The organism is Ruegeria sp. YTSA105 (assembly GCF_059610225.1).
This window is the reverse complement of record NZ_JBXWNE010000015.1, coordinates 27,163-40,902: the sequence shown is the minus strand read 5'-3', so window position 1 is coordinate 40,902 and position 13,740 is coordinate 27,163. Positions and strand designations below refer to the sequence as shown.

At 58.8% G+C, this 13,740-nt stretch carries 21 protein-coding genes; 15 read left to right on the top strand and 6 right to left on the bottom strand.

What is annotated here, in order from left to right; translation table 11 throughout:
- Positions 1 to 4 precede the first annotated feature (4 nt).
- From AC2FH2_RS16455 to AC2FH2_RS16440, 4 genes are all read right to left on the bottom strand, one after another.
- On the bottom strand, positions 5 to 508 hold the full coding sequence (locus AC2FH2_RS16455) for a universal stress protein (RefSeq protein WP_496690335.1): 504 nt from the start codon (positions 506 to 508) through the stop codon (positions 5 to 7).
- A gap of 9 nt (positions 509 to 517) precedes the next feature.
- Positions 518 to 781 carry a hypothetical protein gene (locus AC2FH2_RS16450; RefSeq protein ID WP_496824438.1) on the bottom strand — a complete coding sequence of 88 codons (264 nt, stop codon included), beginning with the start codon at positions 779 to 781 and terminating at the stop codon, positions 518 to 520.
- A 69-nt stretch (positions 782 to 850) separates the two neighbouring features.
- Positions 851 to 1,765, bottom strand: a complete 915-nt coding sequence (locus AC2FH2_RS16445; RefSeq protein WP_271951443.1) for a DMT family transporter — start codon at positions 1,763 to 1,765, stop codon at positions 851 to 853.
- Positions 1,762 to 2,640, bottom strand: coding sequence for a LysR family transcriptional regulator (locus AC2FH2_RS16440; protein WP_142639300.1), 879 nt, complete (start codon positions 2,638 to 2,640; stop codon positions 1,762 to 1,764). The genes AC2FH2_RS16445 and AC2FH2_RS16440 overlap by 4 nt, the downstream gene beginning before the upstream one ends.
- A gap of 117 nt (positions 2,641 to 2,757) precedes the next feature.
- On the opposite strand from AC2FH2_RS16440, the gene AC2FH2_RS16435 reads away from it, so the two are divergent.
- Both AC2FH2_RS16435 and AC2FH2_RS16430 read left to right on the top strand, forming a co-directional pair.
- A complete protein-coding gene (locus tag AC2FH2_RS16435) occupies positions 2,758 to 3,339 on the top strand; it encodes an FMN-dependent NADH-azoreductase (RefSeq protein ID WP_271951444.1) in 582 nt (193 codons plus the stop codon).
- A gap of 66 nt (positions 3,340 to 3,405) precedes the next feature.
- Entirely contained in the window at positions 3,406 to 4,146 is a 741-nt protein-coding gene (locus AC2FH2_RS16430) for an aspartate/glutamate racemase family protein (protein WP_496694515.1), read from the top strand.
- Here AC2FH2_RS16430 and AC2FH2_RS16425 read toward each other — a convergent pair whose 3' ends face one another.
- Positions 4,147 to 4,677, bottom strand: a complete 531-nt coding sequence (locus AC2FH2_RS16425) for a prolyl-tRNA synthetase associated domain-containing protein (protein ID WP_142639160.1) — start codon at positions 4,675 to 4,677, stop codon at positions 4,147 to 4,149. It lies immediately after the preceding gene.
- An 88-nt stretch (positions 4,678 to 4,765) separates the two neighbouring features.
- Between AC2FH2_RS16425 and AC2FH2_RS16420 the strand changes: the two genes are divergently transcribed.
- The 11 genes from AC2FH2_RS16420 (at position 4,766) to trmD (ending at position 11,734) form a co-directional block, all read left to right on the top strand.
- Positions 4,766 to 5,284 (top strand): hypothetical protein, encoded by a 519-nt coding sequence (locus tag AC2FH2_RS16420; protein ID WP_496824435.1) that lies wholly within the window; start codon positions 4,766 to 4,768, stop codon positions 5,282 to 5,284.
- Positions 5,285 to 5,490: 206 nt separating this feature from the next.
- On the top strand, positions 5,491 to 6,987 hold the full coding sequence (gene ffh, locus AC2FH2_RS16415; protein WP_496824433.1) for a signal recognition particle protein: 1,497 nt from the start codon (positions 5,491 to 5,493) through the stop codon (positions 6,985 to 6,987).
- Positions 6,988 to 7,542: a GNAT family N-acetyltransferase gene (locus tag AC2FH2_RS16410; protein WP_142639154.1), complete on the top strand. Its 555-nt coding sequence runs from the start codon at positions 6,988 to 6,990 to the stop codon at positions 7,540 to 7,542.
- Complete coding sequence (locus AC2FH2_RS16405; RefSeq protein WP_142639152.1) at positions 7,539 to 8,090, top strand: GNAT family N-acetyltransferase; 552 nt, start codon at positions 7,539 to 7,541, stop codon at positions 8,088 to 8,090. The genes AC2FH2_RS16410 and AC2FH2_RS16405 overlap by 4 nt, the downstream gene beginning before the upstream one ends.
- On the top strand, positions 8,087 to 8,383 hold the full coding sequence (locus AC2FH2_RS16400) for a chorismate mutase (RefSeq protein WP_142639150.1): 297 nt from the start codon (positions 8,087 to 8,089) through the stop codon (positions 8,381 to 8,383). Before AC2FH2_RS16405 ends, AC2FH2_RS16400 begins: the two co-directional genes overlap by 4 nt.
- Before the next feature lie 42 nt (positions 8,384 to 8,425).
- Complete coding sequence (gene rpsP, locus AC2FH2_RS16395) at positions 8,426 to 8,815, top strand: 30S ribosomal protein S16 (RefSeq protein ID WP_142639148.1); 390 nt, start codon at positions 8,426 to 8,428, stop codon at positions 8,813 to 8,815.
- Positions 8,816 to 8,827: 12 nt separating this feature from the next.
- Positions 8,828 to 9,463 (top strand): 5,6-dimethylbenzimidazole synthase, encoded by a 636-nt coding sequence (bluB, locus tag AC2FH2_RS16390; RefSeq protein ID WP_271951454.1) that lies wholly within the window; start codon positions 8,828 to 8,830, stop codon positions 9,461 to 9,463.
- Between the two features lie 4 nt (positions 9,464 to 9,467).
- Complete coding sequence (locus AC2FH2_RS16385; RefSeq protein ID WP_185956731.1) at positions 9,468 to 9,617, top strand: hypothetical protein; 150 nt, start codon at positions 9,468 to 9,470, stop codon at positions 9,615 to 9,617.
- Positions 9,610 to 10,113, top strand: coding sequence for a ribosome maturation factor RimM (gene rimM / locus AC2FH2_RS16380; RefSeq protein ID WP_281973529.1), 504 nt, complete (start codon positions 9,610 to 9,612; stop codon positions 10,111 to 10,113). The genes AC2FH2_RS16385 and rimM overlap by 8 nt, the downstream gene beginning before the upstream one ends.
- Positions 10,113 to 10,928 (top strand): hypothetical protein, encoded by an 816-nt coding sequence (locus tag AC2FH2_RS16375; RefSeq protein ID WP_496790014.1) that lies wholly within the window; start codon positions 10,113 to 10,115, stop codon positions 10,926 to 10,928. The genes rimM and AC2FH2_RS16375 overlap by 1 nt, the downstream gene beginning before the upstream one ends.
- A complete protein-coding gene (gene trmD, locus AC2FH2_RS16370; protein WP_271951461.1) occupies positions 10,925 to 11,734 on the top strand; it encodes a tRNA (guanosine(37)-N1)-methyltransferase TrmD in 810 nt (269 codons plus the stop codon). The genes AC2FH2_RS16375 and trmD overlap by 4 nt, the downstream gene beginning before the upstream one ends.
- 133 nt (positions 11,735 to 11,867) lie before the next feature.
- Here trmD and AC2FH2_RS16365 read toward each other — a convergent pair whose 3' ends face one another.
- A complete protein-coding gene (locus AC2FH2_RS16365) occupies positions 11,868 to 12,671 on the bottom strand; it encodes a glycoside hydrolase family 25 protein (RefSeq protein ID WP_142639140.1) in 804 nt (267 codons plus the stop codon).
- 381 nt (positions 12,672 to 13,052) lie between these two features.
- On the opposite strand from AC2FH2_RS16365, the gene rplS reads away from it, so the two are divergent.
- Both rplS and rpmE read left to right on the top strand, forming a co-directional pair.
- Entirely contained in the window at positions 13,053 to 13,436 is a 384-nt protein-coding gene (gene rplS, locus AC2FH2_RS16360; protein ID WP_142639138.1) for a 50S ribosomal protein L19, read from the top strand.
- 11 nt (positions 13,437 to 13,447) lie between these two features.
- Positions 13,448 to 13,669, top strand: a complete 222-nt coding sequence (gene rpmE / locus AC2FH2_RS16355) for a 50S ribosomal protein L31 (RefSeq protein WP_142639136.1) — start codon at positions 13,448 to 13,450, stop codon at positions 13,667 to 13,669.
- Positions 13,670 to 13,740 lie beyond the last annotated feature (71 nt).

Genomic DNA, 13,740 nt, shown 5'->3' with positions numbered 1-13,740 from the left:
CCGCCTACCTGACTACAAAAACAGAGACACTGGCATGTTTCGCCAGATACCCCGCATGGCTCGAGAATATATAGTCGGTAATACGCGGCGCATGGGTGCCGACGACGATAAGGTCAGCTTCGATTTCTTCGGCAGTCCGTGTCAGGCCACCGTCAACTTCGGCGGCGACATCAACCGAATGGATATTGCGATACGCCACTTCGATCCCGCTGCTTTCAGCCAACTGTTTGGCAAAATCACGTAAGTTCTTGTCAATCGCAGCATCTGACTGAACAGGGTCACCCGGTTGGGTGCCGGTGACACTGACCAAAGTAATCTTGGCCCCCTGCCATTCGGCTATAGCTGCTGCAACTTTGGCGGCCTTGCGCACCTCGGGTGGCAGATGAAGATCAACCGGGATCATGATATGACTGTACATGGGACGTTCCTCCTTGGCCTGAAGCATAGAGAAACCAGAGGGTGCCAGGCCTTGATCTGCCTCAACACCGTCGCCCGCTTGGTCAAACATTGAAACGGGCTAGCCTTCCTGACTGTATTCAACACCGGTCACGACCCCCGAAGGGTCCGCCCGACACAACCACGGGGCCTGGGCCCCGGTAACGGAAACCGTCGTGACCGACCCGCCCGGTTCGGCATCAGTGGACAATGCCCGAACATCCCCGGGCCGCGTTCCAGTTTCGGCTGCGACCAGCGCCTCGCAACTGGCTTGTAAATCCGCTTCAGATGACCCGGCACAGGCGCCGCAAGCCACCAATATCATTATGGAAAGAACTGGTTTCATGTCGTCCCCTTGGACGTTTCATATTCTGGTCTAGGGCCAAGCCTGACACAATTTGGTCGTTTCACAAGTTCAATCGGCTTGCGGCAAAGGACGCGCGGGTTTGCCCTCCTCGGATTTCAGTAGCAAAACCAGGGCCAGGATCGTCAGACCGGCACCAAAATAGACGACAGGGCCAACCGCCTGCTGCCCCAGAGAGATTTCCCACAGAATGACCCAACTGGGAACCAGATAAGTATAAGCCATCACCTTTGCCGATGGCAGGCGCAGCGTTGAATACTGAACCAGCACGAAACTGGCCGCGGTTGCAAAGACTGAAACATAAATCAAACCCACCCAGACTATCGCTGGCAGGTTCGCCCAGTCGGTGGCACGGATCTCGGACCACCCGTAGATCGTCAGCATCAGGCATCCCGCCAGAAGCGTACCAAAGGTAAACACCACTGCAGGCTCTCCACGGTTCAGCTTGCGTACAAGGGGGGTATACAAAGCATGCGCGACACAGCCCCAGAAATAGATGATTTCCCCCTGCCCGATATCGAACGCGCGCACGGCTTGCCAATCGGCGCGAAAGATCACCCACAGCGCCCCGACTGCCCCAAGGGTCAGTGCAAGCGCCATCCTTGGTGTGGTGATCTGGCGCAACAAGATCCAACCGGCGAATGCGGCCATAACCGGAGTCAGCGTAAAGACCGCTGCCGCGTTGACAGGCGGTGCAGTTTTCAACCCGTAGAACATCAACACGAAATAGGCCGCGAATACTCCGCCCAGAACCAAATAGCGCCACGGGGCTTGTGCCGCGCTGCGCGGCAGACCGGTGGTCATAAGGGCGGCACCCCCAATCACCACGGATGCGATGCCGAACCGGGCCGCGGTAATGGCTTCGGGCGCGATCTGATTGGCGATCAGTGACCCCAGCGAGAAACTCCCTGCAACCAGGGCCGAAAAAATCAGCATGGCCAGATGGCCACGCGCCTGTTGACTCATTTTGCCCAGCTCTTGGATTGCTCTTTCAGATAGGTCAGAAAGGCCTGTACCTTGGTCGTGCGATGCAGATCCACATGGGTAACAAGCCACAGATCACCAAACCATTCCGGCATCGGGTCGATCACTTCGACCAGGTTCGGATCTCCTGCAGCTGACCAACGTGGCATGAAACCGATACCCGCGCCGGACAGGACCGCCTCGCGGATACAGAAGTTGTTGGTACAACGGAAGGTGATGCGCTCGGCTGGCACGGTCTGGCGCAACCAGCGGGAAAACGGCGCTCGGCTGTTTTCGTCATCGGTACTGATGAAAGAATGATCTGCAAAGTCATCGAGACTGCCAGGCTTGCCGTGCAGCGCGACATAATCGGTGCTGGCGTATAACCCGACCTCTTGCTTCATAAAGGACTGAACCACGTTGTCGGGCTGATCAGGCGCTGACCCGGCACGGATCGCCACGTGCGCTTCGCCATATTCCAGACGAAACAGCCGATCACCGGTCAGATACCGGACGATCAGTTCCGGGTGCCGTCGCTGAAACTCGGCAAGAACCGGCACCACCAGAGATGCCAGAGAGGACAGAGACGTCACGACCAACTCGCCCGACACGTCATCACCCCGACCCTTCATACGGCCGATCAGTTGATTGAACTGATCCTCAGTCGCCTGTGCCACACGCAACAGGTCCTCTCCGGCTTCGGTCGGGGTATAGCCGCGCGCATGGCGCTGGAACAGCTTGACCGCCAGCCGGGCCTCAATTGCATCAATGTGGCGAATGACGGTGGCATGATGCACACCCAGGACCTCGGCCGCGCCACTGACCGTTCCCATACGCGCCACCTGATAGGCGGTTCTTACCTCGTCCCAGTTGTCCACTGCGGTTTTCCATTGTGCAAATTCTAACAGACCCTGTTGACTTACCAGAGTTTTGTTCGCTCGCGCAACGCTCATATCGGGCCAAGACACATCCTGCACACCAAAGGAAATTGAACCATGACCAAAACTATCCTGCATATCGACGCATCGGCCCGCCGCGAAGGCTCGACCACTCGTGACCTGTCGGCACGCATCGTCAATCACTTGGGCGCTGACCGCATAATTCGCCGTGACCTTGCCACACCTCTACCGCTGCTGACCGAAGCCTGGGTCAGCGCAAATTTCACCCCTGCCGATCAGCGCAGTGCCATGCAACAGGACCAGTTATCCCTGTCTGACGAGCTGGTAACTGAACTGCAGCAGGCCGATACGCTTGTCATAGGCCTGCCGATCTACAATTTCTCGGTGCCCGCGGCGTTCAAAGCCTGGATCGACCTGATTGCCCGCGTCGGAGTGACTTTTTCGTATTCCGAAAGCGGTCCAAAAGGCCTGTTGGATGGAAAGCGCGCGGTTTTAGCCGTGGCGTCGGGTGGCACAGCTGTCGGGTCTGATGTCGATTTTGCCACCACCTATGCCAAGCATGTACTTGGCTTTATCGGTATCCATGACGTCGAAATCGTCGCCGCCGACCAGTTGGCGCTGGATGCCGAAGGTTCTCTCAGCAATGCACGAAATGCGGTTTCGCAACTGGCAGCCTGATTGACCTTCACCTCAGAAAACGTCCAGTCTGTCCTGGATACCAAATGGGCAGACTGGACGCACGCAATGAAAAAGATCGGCATTCTGGGCGGCGTGGGCTGGGCCTCGACCGTTGATTATTACCGGGCGATTGCCGAAGGCGCGGGGCGGTTTTTCGCCCAGCGCGGACATGGATCCCCTCTGCCCATCCCACCCATGACCATCGAGTCCGTGACCCAGGCTAAAACCCGCGCCCTACGCGGCGTCGCGGGCGATGAGGCCAGTTGGACCGGATTTGATGCTGTATTTCGGGAAGCTTTGTTAACTCTTGAAGCCGCTGGCTGTGACTTTGGGATTATCGCCTCGAACACACCCCACGCGCGGCTGCATGCAATCCGACAGGGCGTTACGATGCCCATTCTCAGCATCTTCGATGCAACCGCCGAGGTTACGGCCTCGACAGAGGCCACGCGCGCGCTGGTTCTGGGCACCACGGTAACGATGCAGGCGACGCACTATGCCAACAAACTGGGCGAGATTGGCATCAGCGCAAACGCCCGCCTGCCCGAAAGCGAAATTGCAAAGATGCAAGCGATGATCGACGGTGATTTCTACGGCGGCGCGTCAGAAAGCGCCCGTGTGCGCCTGCTGGCCTTTTGTAACCGGCATGCCGAACCCGGAACCGCAATCCTTCTGGCCTGCACGGAACTGCCGCTGGCCTTTCCCGATCATCTGGACGACCCTGTGTTCGAGGCTGACGGGCATCTGTTCATCAACCCGTCCGCTGCACATGTGGCCGCGGCCCTGGAGGAGGCGTTAGTGCCCTGATCAGGGCAGCCAGTTCACCGCGCATGTAATCCGATCGAAGAAGGCCATCAAATCAGCGCGCGATATGGCAACTGTGCGGTCGTTGACCAAGGGATGCATGTTGATCACATCGGCCTGTTGTGCGGCAGCATCCATGTAAAAGCGTACATCATTCTGCACCCCGTTGATCATCGCCAGCGGGCTGACAGCCCCAGGGCGGATGCCGAGGTTTTGCAACAGCCGATCCGCCGAGCCAAAGGACAGGCTGCCGACACCCAGCTCGGCGCCCAGCGCCTTGAGGTCGATGTCGCGGCTCTGTTCCAGCGTCACCAGATAGTTCCGCTTTTTCTTATCGCGCAGATAGAGGTTCTTGAGGCGCAGGGTACGCTCACCCGGCACAAGAAACTGATCTTCGACGCCTTTCGCATCCTCAACCGTGCGCAGCGGGATGTGGGTATGCAGCCTATAGGTCAGGCCCCACGCATCCAGCTGCGCCAACAGCCCATCGGAACTGAGCGGCAATGTGTCTTGAAAAGCGGATGATGCGTCCATGGGAACCTCCTGTCTGCCTCGCTCATCGCCCAACACGGGCACTATTTCAAGCCGAGACAAACCGCAAAACGGGTGCTAGCGTGCCGCCATGAAAGTGACGCGCAATTCCTCTAACCAGTTGATCCTTTCCGATACCCCTTGGTTTATCGGCATCATGCTGGTCTTCTTCATTCTGGCATTTGTCGGCGCAGGCCTGTTCTTGGCCAGCGAAGGCGGTGAGGGCATCTTGTTCGGCATCTTCTTCGCACTGTTCGGCGGCGGAATGGGCTTTGGAGCATTCTGCGCCTTTGTGCGCCGTGTTCAGGTCATCCTGGACCGAAAGGAAGACCGCATTATGATCCGCAGGCAGTCGGTTTTTGGCTATGATACTGTCGAGCATGTGCTTTCAAACCTATCCCATGCGGAGATTGAAAGCACGACATCGAGAAGCGACAAAGGGTCATCCACCCTCTATCGCCCTGTGCTAATATTGGACAAGGGGATGAGCGCGGGACGTCATCCCATCGTCGAAGCATTCTCGAACGGTCGTGGTGCGCATCGGCTGGTTGATGCGGTCAATAACTGGCTTCCCGCGCGCAAGGTTGACACCGCTAGCCGTTCAGCTTAAATCCCTGCCCAACATCCGGAAGCCTCAGATCTTCCGGTCCCTTGAGTCGTTCAGGGATCGCCCCCCACCAGCGAGTTTCGCCCGTGGGGGCAATTCCTTTTGGCAGGCTTGCACGTTTATCCGTGCGTGCGAGGGAAATTGCGAATTTAACCGGTGCTTCCTAGATAGGTGGTGCCACATCAAAACTGGCTAAGGAGGCCGAAGGCATGTTTGAAAATCTATCCGAACGCCTCTCTGGCGTCTTTGACCGGCTGACCAAACAGGGTGCGCTGTCTGAAGAGGACGTCAAGACCGCCCTGCGCGAAGTACGGGTTGCCTTGCTTGAGGCTGACGTCTCGCTGCCGGTCGCGCGGGAATTCGTCAAGACGGTACAGGATCAGGCCACCGGTCAGGCTGTTACCAAGTCGATCACCCCCGGCCAGCAGGTCGTCAAGATCGTGCATGACACGCTGGTTGACGTGCTGCGCGGTGAGGATGATCCCGGTGCGCTCAAGATCGACAACCCGCCTGCCCCGATCCTGATGGTCGGTTTGCAGGGTTCGGGTAAGACGACAACCACCGGTAAGCTGGCCAAACGCCTGAAAGAGAAAGAGGGCAAGAAGGTCCTGATGGCCTCGCTGGATGTTTATCGCCCGGCGGCGATGGATCAGCTGGCCGTTCTGGGCACGCAGGTCGGCGTCGATACGCTGCCGATTGTTCCCGGCCAGAAGCCCGTCGACATCGCCAAACGCGCCAAGCAGCAAGCGACGCTGGGTGGTTATGACGTCTATATGCTCGATACCGCGGGCCGTCTGCACATCGACGAAGTGCTGATGAACGAGGTCGAGCAGGTTCGCAACGCGGTCGACCCGCGCGAAACCCTGCTGGTCGTCGACGGTCTGACCGGTCAGGTCGCCGTTGAGGTCGCCGAGGAATTCGAAGCCAAGGTCGGTATCTCGGGCGTGGTTCTGACCCGGATGGATGGCGACGGGCGCGGTGGCGCGGCGTTGTCGATGCGCGCGGTCACCGGCAAACCGATCCGCTTTGTGGGCTTGGGCGAAAAGATGGACGCGCTTGAGACGTTCGAGCCGGACCGGATTGCAGGACGTATTCTGGGAATGGGCGACATCGTGGCCCTGGTCGAAAAGGCCCAGGAAACGATGGAGATCGAACAGACCGAGCGCATGATGAAGCGCATGGTCAAAGGTCAGTTCAACATGAACGACCTGAAGATGCAGCTGGAACAGATGATCCAGATGGGCGGCATGCAAGGCATGATGGGCATGATGCCCGGCATGGGCAAGATGGCCAAACAGGTCGAAGAATCGGGCATGGATGACAAGGTGCTCAAGCGCCAGATCGCCTTGATCCAATCCATGACCAAGCGTGAACGCGCCAACCCGCAACTGCTGCAAGCCAGCCGCAAGAAACGTATCGCGGCGGGTTCGGGTATGGAGGTCAGCGACCTCAACAAGCTGCTCAAGATGCACCGGCAGATGTCGGACATGATGAAGAAGATGGGCAAGATGGGCAAAGGCAAGATGCTGAAACAGGCCATGAAGGGCATGTTTGGTAAAGGCGGCCCCTCGCCAGAAGACATGGCGGCAGGCATGGACCCCAAGGCGCTGGAGCAGGCGGCCAAAGCGATGGGTGGCAAGATGCCCGGAATGGGCGGAGGCATGGCCCTGCCTCCGGGCCTCAGCGGATTTGGCAAAAAGAAGTAAATGACCGCCGCTGCACCTCATATCCCCCGGCTTGAAACCGAACGCCTGATCCTGCGCGCCCCGTGCGAGGACGATTTCAGCGCGCTGGAAGCATTCTTTGCCAGCGACGCATCGAAATTCGTCGGCGGTCCCAAACGTGCGGATGAGACATGGCGGACACTTGCCCTACTGCTGGGTCACTGGACCCTTCGCGGCTATGGGTATTGGGCGGTAGAGGAAAAAGGCGCCGGCAAATACATCGGCCATGTAGGGCTGTGGTTTCCGCATAGCTGGCCTGAGCCGGAAATCGGCTGGACACTGATGAGCAGCGCAACAGGCAAAGGATACGCGACCGAGGCGGCGCTCGCAGCACGGACATATGCCTATGACGTACTGGGCTGGGATACTGCTATTTCTCTGATCGACCCCGACAATCTGGCGAGCAGAGCCGTGGCCGATCGATTGGGTGCGCGGTTTGACAGCATCTATAAACACCCGGCCTATGGCGAGATGCAGGTTTGGCGGCATCCGGCTCCATCAGACCTTGAGAACGGTGGAGTGGAGGCATACGCATGACGACGTTCTCCATCCCGATCATCGAAACTGAACGCCTTGTTCTGCGGGCCCCGCATGCGGATGACTTGCCTGAGTTGACTGCCTTCTATGCATCCGAGCGCAGCCATATGGTTGGCGGTCCGCGGGATCAGGTGGGCAGCTGGAGCTCTCTGGCAACGCGTCTGGGTCACTGGGCGCTGAAAGGCTACGGCCTTTGGCATCTGACCGAGAATTCCAGCGGTCGCTTTGTTGGCGCGGTTGGCATCATTGATGTACCTGGCTGGGACGAACCCGAACTCGGCTGGACCCTGATGGACGGGGCGGAAGGCAAAGGTCTGGCTTTCGAGGCAGCCCTTGCAGCTCGCGACTATGCTGCGCGCCAACAGGGTTTGAATGGCGTCATCAGCTATATCGCGCATGAAAACACGCGCTCTCGTGCCTTGGCCGAGCGTATGGGGGCTAGCTTCGAGCGCGAAGGCGAAGTGATGGGCAAGCCCTGCCAGGTCTGGCGCCATCCCACGCTCGATTTATCCGAACCTGCTTTGACCACCGAAAGGACCGGCCAATGACCAATCCCGTGACTCAGGCTGCCGCGTTGCTCAAGGACCACCGCGAAAGCATCGATCGATTGGACGCGATTCTGGTTTACACACTGGGCGAGCGGTTCAAGCACACACAAGCCGTTGGCAAACTGAAAGCGGCACACGACCTTCCCCCGTCCGATCCCACGCGCGAAGCTGCGCAGATCGCACGGTTAGAAGACCTGGCGAAAGAGGCCGATCTTGACCCCGATTTCGCCAAGGCTTTTCTGAATTTCATCATTCAGGAAGTCATCCGACACCATAAGAAACACCAGAATTGACCGGGCCGTTCCCGGCACACGCCATCTAAAGGAGATACCACCATGGCAATGAAAATTCGTCTCGCCCGCGGCGGCTCGAAAAAGCGTCCCTTCTACCGCATCGTGGCTGCCGACAGCCGCATGCCGCGCGACGGCCGTTTCATCGAAAAGCTGGGCACCTACAACCCGCTGCTGCCGAAAGACAACGAAGAGCGCGTTAAAATGGACATGGAGCGCATCCAGTACTGGCTGGACCAGGGCGCCCAGCCCACCGACCGGATCGCCCGCATGTTGGAAGCAGCCGGCGCCAAGGAAAAAGCTGAGCGTAGCAACCCCAACAAGGGTACCCCGGGCAAGAAAGCTCAGGAGCGCGCGGAAGAAAAAGCTGCAAAGGCCGCTGAAGCTGCCGAAGCTGCTGCTGCGCCTGCTGAAGAAGCAGCAGCAGAAGAGTAAGCAGGGCGGCGCGTGCGGGATCAGACCTTTACCGACGATTTTCGCGCGCAGTTCGATCTGTTGTTGCGGCTCCGGCGCGATGTGCGCCGGTTTCGCGACGATGCTGTGGACGAGGCAGTGCTGACGCGCTGCCTCGACGCATTTCGACTGGCGCCGTCTGTTGGGCTCAGCGAGCCTTGGCGTGTGGTCCGAGTCGAAAGTACCGCCGCGCGTGAGGCTGCGCTTAAGAACTTTCAGGCGGCGAATGCCCAGGCCCTAAAGGGATACTCGGGCGACAATGCGCGGCTCTACAGTCAGCTGAAACTGACGGGAATGCAGGAAGCACCGGTGCAGCTGGCCGTGTTCTGCGACGATTCCACCGACAAGGGGCGCGGTTTGGGTGCAGGTTCGATGCCCGAGATGCGGCGCTATTCCGTGGTCTCGGCAGTCACCCTGTTCTGGCTTGCCTTGCGGACCGAAGGGATGGGGTTGGGATGGGTGTCTATTCTGGACCCCGAACGAATGGCGCGTGATCTGAACGTGTCGGATAGCTGGCGGTTGATCGGTTACTTCTGTGTCGGATGGCCCGAAGAGCACTCGGAAACCCCCGAGTTGCAGCAATCTGGCTGGGAATTCCGCGACGACAACCTGCTTGTGGAGGTACGATAGACGTATGTTCGGACTATTACGGCTTCCTATCCTGTTGATGATCGCCTTTATTGTGGGCGTGTTTTTCGAACGCTCGAACCAGCGCGAAGCGTGTGAGGCACGCGGGTTATGGCAAGACGGGCTATGTGTGACGGTGGATGGACCAAATGAATGACCTGATCTGCGTAGGAAGTGTTGCGGGCTCATACGGGGTGCGCGGCGAAGTGCGCCTGAAAAGCTATTGCGCGATCCCTGAGGATATCGAAGCCTATTCGCCGCTGACGGATGAACAGGGCGCGAAACGCTATCCGCTGGTCCTGACTCGTCCGATCAAGAATGGCTTTGCCGCCAGATTGGGCGGAGTTGAAACCAAGGAACAGGCAGATGACCTGAAGGGGCTGCGCCTGTTTGCGCGGCGCGATCAGTTGCCTTCGCTACCTGATGACGAGTTCTACCACACAGATCTGATCGGGCTTGCGGTCTATGACACAGGGGGCGCGTTGCTGGGTCAGGTTAAATCTGTCCAGAACCACGGTGCGGCGGACCTGTTGGAATTGCACGGGCCGGGCCTGAATTCCACTGTTTTGCTACCGTTCACACTCGAGTCGGTTCCTACAGTTGATCTGGAACAGGGCCGCATCGTCGCCGACCCGCCCGAAGGGCTGATCTGATGCGTCGGGTCCTGCTGCATCTGGGCCTGCACAAAACTGGCACAACAGCAGCGCAATCCTTCCTCTATGAAAATCGCGAGCTGATTTGGCCGCATTTTGCGCTGGTCCTACCGTATCGCACCCGCAATTCCGGCCTGTCCCGCGCGGCCACCAACCATTCCGTCTATGGAACAGTGGGAACCCTCTCCGAGTTTGGCAGTCAGCTGCGCGAATTTCTGGACAGCCTGGATTTCGGCGACAAGCGGGGACTGATCCTGAGCGAAGAAAACTTCGCCGGCCTCAGGCCCAGCCGCAATATCGACCAAGGCTATGCTGCGGCCCCCGATCTGGCTGCCTGTCTGGTGGATTCAATTCGCCAGCGATTTTCAGGGCAAGAGGTTGAGATCACGATATACCTGTCTCTGCGCCAGCGCGGAGGCTGGTTGCGCAGCCTGTGGGCACATGATCTGGAACGGATGCGACAGGTTTTTGACTTTGAAACCTTTCGCGACAACCTGGACCACCTGCCCCCGCTGCAAGACACCGTCAGCCGCATCAAGGAAAAGCTGCCTTCCGTCTCTGTTACGACTGAATGGCTGGAAGATTTGCAACTGCGACGGCTTGGACCTGGCGACCCCTTTGCCGAATTTATGGACCTGTCGCGTGAAAAGGCCAACCTTCTGGTGCCTCCGACTCAGGTCAATACCCGGCTCCCCGAAGACGTCCTGTCCGAGTTGCTGGAACTGAACCGTTCGCGCTTGGACGAAGCGGCTCTGGTGGCGCAAAAGACTGCCGTGATTGAACGCGCGCAGACAGACCTGATTGGTACATCATGACTGATACGTCCCCGAAATCTCATGGTCGCAAGGCGATCCGTCCTACGCTGAAACCGCGCGAACTGCTTACGCCCACGCCCGATTTGCATGGGGTGTGGAAGGCCAAGATCATCACCTTGTTTCCGTCGGCCTTTCCCGGAGTTCTTGGCGAAAGCCTGACTGGAAAAGCCCTGCAAGAAGGGTTGTGGCAGCTGGAAACCGTTGACCTGCGTCAGTTCGGTGTCGGCAAGCATCGCAATGTGGACGACACCCCGGCCGGCGGCGGAGCGGGGATGGTGTTGCGCTCTGATGTATTGGGCGAAGCAATCGAGCACACGATGACCGAGGCGCAAGGAAACTGGCCTCTGATCTACCTTAGCCCGCGCGGTCGCCGCATGGACCAGCGCATGATGCAGAACCTCGCGCGCTGTGATGGCATGACCCTGCTATGTGGGCGGTTTGAAGGTGTTGATGAACGGGTGCTGGAGCATTACGGCGTCCAAGAGGTCTCGCTGGGGGATTTCGTGATGACCGGAGGCGAGATTGCCGCGCAAGCGCTGATCGACGCCACGGTGCGTCTGATCCCCGGCGTTCTGGGCAATCAGGCCTCGGCCGAAGAAGAGAGTTTTTCGTCGGGCCTGTTGGAGCACCCCCAGTACACCCGCCCGGCCGAATGGAAAGGCCGCCCAATCCCCGAGATTTTGATGTCAGGCCATCATGGTCGCATCGCCGAATGGCGTCACGATATGTCCGAACAGATCACCCGCGAACGGCGACCCGATCTGTGGGAGGCCTATCTGAGTGAACGGGAAGAGACGTCTGACTGACATCCCCCGTGTGATATGAGCCCCGCAGCTGAGCGGTCCCGGTTGCCGAATTATTCGGGGGGGAAAAGCGCGAATGCAGGCTTGATCACTTCGTCGTGGGCGACACCATCGAAACCTATGGGGTGCCCAAAGTCTAAGGGCTACCAGATTTCCAGCGCGCCCAGATTTCCGGTGGCCCGTTGAAGACATTGATATCAACCCTCCCCTGAACACCGGGCACCAGCCCGGTGCCGGTGTATTGCCAGAGCCGCCACACCGCTTTGGGATACACATTTCGCGGATGACCGGCGACCGAACGCAACCAGAACTCAGTCTTGGGCAGCCGCCCGATATTCGTATCACCATAGAAATCCACCGTCGTATAGACGATCGGACGGCGCCCATAGTGGCGTTCGAGGATATCCAGGAACTGTTGAGCCTCGGCCCGGACCGTCGCACCATCGGGGCGCAAGGTGCAGGTCTTAGAATGCGGGGTCCACTCCATGTCCAGCACATGTGGCAGATCCGATCCCTTGGGTACGTTCTGGATGAACCAGCGGGCCTGTTCCCGCGCCGACCGGCAGAAATAGTAGTAATGATATGCCCCCCACGGCACGCCCGCAGCCTGCGCACCTTGCCGATGGCTGGCAAACATGGGGTCGGCGACATCGCCCCCTTCGGTCGCTTTGATAAAGACGAAACTAACGCCGGACTGCTTGGCGGTGCGCCAGTCTATCGCTCCTTGCCAGCGCGATACGTCCAGCCCGTGCACCGGGTAATGCCCCGGATGTCTCCCTTCCCATTCGTGGGGGTCTGCATCTGCAAAGGCTGGGAAGATCACAGAGGGCGGCGTAGCATCTGGAAACGACTGGGCCTCGACCAGTTGCGGCGGCGGGCTGCTGCGACCGCAGGACAGGGTCGCAAAGGCCATGACGGCGAGCATCAATGCGGTGCGCATGATCTAATCCTGTATCAAATGACTGCTCTTATAATTACGTCCAGTTTGCCTGATCAGCCCCGCAAGGCAATGGTTCTGATTGCGTGCGGCGGAAACCCACCGTTTTCCCCGCCTTGCATGGCGATTTAGGCTTGATCCCTGCCCCCGATGCCCGTAAATGACCGCAATCCGGTGCCGCAACTTCGCGACTCCGGTGTTTTGGTTTGCATCATGTCGTGACGCCCGGCTTTCTTCAGCCACGGCGCGGCGGGCAGGCCAGAGACCAAGTGAACATTCGATCTGACCTCTGGCGGGCTGTACGCAGGACCCGGTGAAGACCAAGAGCTCTCAGGCCGTGCCCAAACTTCGTGGACCAACCACGAGCAGATAGGAGAACCTGCGATGGACCTGATCGCACAGCTTGAGGCGGAACAGATTGCCGCCCTGGGGAAAGACATCCCTGATTTCAAAGCCGGTGACACCATTCGTGTCGGCTTTAAAGTGACCGAAGGGTCGCGCACCCGTGTTCAGAACTACGAAGGCGTCTGCATCGCCCGTAAAGGTGGCAACACCATCGCCGGTGCGTTCACCGTGCGTAAGATTTCCTTTGGTGAAGGCGTGGAGCGTGTGTTCCCGCTGTATTCAACCAATATCGACAGCATCACCGTTGTCCGCCGTGGCCGCGTTCGTCGCGCCAAACTGTATTATCTGCGCACTCGTCGCGGTAAATCCGCACGTATCGCAGAGGTCACCAACTACAAGCCCAAAGCTGGCGCCGAAGCGTAAGGAACGGAAAGATGAAAAAAGACATCCATCCCGATTATCACGTCATCGACGTCAAAATGACCGATGGCACCATAGTTCAGATGAAATCCACCTGGGGCTCCGAAGGCGATCAGCTGGCTCTGGAAATCGACCCCTCCGTGCACCCCGCATGGACCGGTGGCGGCGCGCGTCTGATGGACGCCGGTGGCCGTGTGTCGAAGTTCAAAAAGAAATACGAAGGTCTGGGCTTCTAAGCCTGACCCGTTTCGAATGCGAAAGGCCGCCCTTCTGGGCGGCCTTTTTCGTTTTACCCGAAACCTCTGAC

Coding starts and splice junctions, on each gene's coding strand:
- AC2FH2_RS16455 (WP_496690335.1), bottom strand. CDS start 508: ATGTTTGACCAAGCGGGCGACGGTGTTGAGGCAGATCAAGGCCTGGCA.
- AC2FH2_RS16450 (WP_496824438.1), bottom strand. CDS start 781: ATGAAACCAGTTCTTTCCATAATGATATTGGTGGCTTGCGGCGCCTGT.
- AC2FH2_RS16445 (WP_271951443.1), bottom strand. CDS start 1,765: ATGAGTCAACAGGCGCGTGGCCATCTGGCCATGCTGATTTTTTCGGCC.
- AC2FH2_RS16435 (WP_271951444.1), top strand. CDS start 2,758: ATGACCAAAACTATCCTGCATATCGACGCATCGGCCCGCCGCGAAGGC.
- AC2FH2_RS16430 (WP_496694515.1), top strand. CDS start 3,406: ATGAAAAAGATCGGCATTCTGGGCGGCGTGGGCTGGGCCTCGACCGTT.
- AC2FH2_RS16425 (WP_142639160.1), bottom strand. CDS start 4,677: ATGGACGCATCATCCGCTTTTCAAGACACATTGCCGCTCAGTTCCGAT.
- AC2FH2_RS16420 (WP_496824435.1), top strand. CDS start 4,766: ATGAAAGTGACGCGCAATTCCTCTAACCAGTTGATCCTTTCCGATACC.
- ffh (WP_496824433.1), top strand. CDS start 5,491: ATGTTTGAAAATCTATCCGAACGCCTCTCTGGCGTCTTTGACCGGCTG.
- AC2FH2_RS16410 (WP_142639154.1), top strand. CDS start 6,988: ATGACCGCCGCTGCACCTCATATCCCCCGGCTTGAAACCGAACGCCTG.
- AC2FH2_RS16405 (WP_142639152.1), top strand. CDS start 7,539: ATGACGACGTTCTCCATCCCGATCATCGAAACTGAACGCCTTGTTCTG.
- AC2FH2_RS16400 (WP_142639150.1), top strand. CDS start 8,087: ATGACCAATCCCGTGACTCAGGCTGCCGCGTTGCTCAAGGACCACCGC.
- rpsP (WP_142639148.1), top strand. CDS start 8,426: ATGGCAATGAAAATTCGTCTCGCCCGCGGCGGCTCGAAAAAGCGTCCC.
- AC2FH2_RS16385 (WP_185956731.1), top strand. CDS start 9,468: ATGTTCGGACTATTACGGCTTCCTATCCTGTTGATGATCGCCTTTATT.
- rimM (WP_281973529.1), top strand. CDS start 9,610: ATGAATGACCTGATCTGCGTAGGAAGTGTTGCGGGCTCATACGGGGTG.
- AC2FH2_RS16375 (WP_496790014.1), top strand. CDS start 10,113: ATGCGTCGGGTCCTGCTGCATCTGGGCCTGCACAAAACTGGCACAACA.
- trmD (WP_271951461.1), top strand. CDS start 10,925: ATGACTGATACGTCCCCGAAATCTCATGGTCGCAAGGCGATCCGTCCT.
- AC2FH2_RS16365 (WP_142639140.1), bottom strand. CDS start 12,671: ATGCGCACCGCATTGATGCTCGCCGTCATGGCCTTTGCGACCCTGTCC.
- rplS (WP_142639138.1), top strand. CDS start 13,053: ATGGACCTGATCGCACAGCTTGAGGCGGAACAGATTGCCGCCCTGGGG.
- rpmE (WP_142639136.1), top strand. CDS start 13,448: ATGAAAAAAGACATCCATCCCGATTATCACGTCATCGACGTCAAAATG.